Origin of the sequence: Aliikangiella maris (assembly GCF_040719265.1) — a bacterium.
GTDB classification, from domain to species: domain Bacteria; phylum Pseudomonadota; class Gammaproteobacteria; order Enterobacterales; family Kangiellaceae; genus Aliikangiella; species Aliikangiella maris.
The window spans coordinates 1-1,615 of record NZ_JBFDAH010000099.1 but is presented as its reverse complement, the minus strand read 5'-3'; the positions used below and the strand labels follow the sequence as shown (position 1 = coordinate 1,615).

The following is a 1,615-nucleotide window of genomic DNA, read 5'->3' as shown; positions in this document are numbered from 1 at the left end:
TGACGGATGCTCTAATGACTATCCATTAGCAAAAAGCTTTATGCTTATGCCATAGAAATTAACAAGAAATTGGTGGTTGATGCGGAAAGCGCACAATACAATTTGGCGTTAACATTAAGGAATTAGCATATGAAAATTTATAAATCTTTAGGTATTTTATTACTACTAACTAGTGGTAATTGTTTTTCTGGTGAACTAGTGAAAGATGCAGAAATTACTAGAATAGGTAATTCATCCGACGGAAAAACAGACAATTTTTTTATCACTGTTTCTGGAGGTAGTGGCCCGTGTACAAATCAGCATATTATTTTTCCACGCTCGAAAGCACCTTCTGCAGAATTCTTTAATAGATTATATTCTACCGCATTACTAGCGTATTCAACGGGCTCCAAAAAGGTTAGGATATATAATCCGACAGATGATAATTGTAGAGAAGCTACATATATTGATTTAATTAAATAACATTGAGAAATGTTAACCAGATGCTGGAACAAACAAGTTGTTCAGCATAGCGTTAGCATAAATAAAAGGAGTTAATTATGAATACTCAAGTAAAAATAGAAAATCCTGTAAAAAACGGAAAAGTTAGAAAAAAAGACAAATGGGGCGGTGGCCAGTACGGCGCATCGCGAGGCAAACGGCAACACTTTGGTTTGGATATTACAGCCAACCCCGGACAAGATATATTATCACCGATTGAAGGAAAAATTATTAGGATTTCATATCCATACGCCAATGATTTGAAATTCACTGGATTATTGATAAATGGATCAGGCGCACATACTGGTATTGAAGTAAAAATATTCTATCTTAGCCCTGCTCCAGGAGTTATCAATAAATCTGTCACTCCAGGCGAGAAAATTGGTAATGCACAAGCACTTACAACAAAATATCCAGGTATTACAAATCATGTGCATATCGAGATTAAAAGGCATGGCGTACAGGTTGATCCTAAACCATTAATTAATAATATATTTTGAGAGCGTAGCCATGAAAAAAATCCTAATTTTATTATTGGCAGTTTCCGTATTGTATGGCTGCAAGAATGAAGCAATAAAACTATCAATATATAAATCTTCTGATTTACCACAAATTATTAAAAATATTGTTAATACCGAGAATTTATCTTGCGTTGTAATTTACCATAACGAAAAAGTATGGATTATTGAAAATAATTGCAGTGATTCTCAAGAAGGAATTTATACGGTAATAAATGATAAAGTCATGAAATATGGCTGGTATGATAAAACATTTAATAAATGGGCTTTAACAGAGGGGTGCAAGACAAACGAAGATTGTTTTTATAATGTAACTCTTAACTCAAACAATAAAATTGAAGAATTGTCATATCACTTTTTTATTAATTTGAGCGAGGGATTTTATAAACTAAAAGTAAATAATGGCCAGTTACTTATTAGAGAAAAATCAATTTCTGACCAGCCATCATAAATATTAAATGCTAACAATCTGCTCCAAGCGACGCGTAGTTCGCGCGTCTCAATTTGGCGTTAATTCAAAAAGGAAGCGTATGAAAAAATATATATTTATGTTTTTAGTAATTATTATTGGGAAGCTTGAAGCTGCGGAGTGGGTGACTTTAGCTCCAGCAGACTTA

At 33.3% G+C, this 1,615-nt stretch carries 3 protein-coding genes; all 3 read left to right on the top strand.

The annotated features are described in order from the left end of the window. The first annotated feature begins 129 nt into the window (after positions 1 to 129). The 3 genes from ABVT42_RS22255 to ABVT42_RS22245 all read left to right on the top strand — a co-directional run bounded on the left by ABVT42_RS22255 (position 130) and on the right by ABVT42_RS22245 (position 1,449). Positions 130 to 462, top strand: coding sequence for a DUF5992 family protein (locus ABVT42_RS22255; protein WP_353898157.1), 333 nt, complete (start codon positions 130 to 132; stop codon positions 460 to 462). 77 nt (positions 463 to 539) lie between these two features. Beyond that, the gene (locus tag ABVT42_RS22250; RefSeq protein ID WP_353898158.1) at positions 540 to 980 is read left to right on the top strand and encodes a peptidoglycan DD-metalloendopeptidase family protein; all 441 of its coding nucleotides are present in this window, start codon (positions 540 to 542) and stop codon (positions 978 to 980) included. Positions 981 to 990: 10 nt separating this feature from the next. Continuing rightward, on the top strand, positions 991 to 1,449 hold the full coding sequence (locus ABVT42_RS22245) for a hypothetical protein (RefSeq protein WP_353898159.1): 459 nt from the start codon (positions 991 to 993) through the stop codon (positions 1,447 to 1,449). Positions 1,450 to 1,615 lie beyond the last annotated feature (166 nt).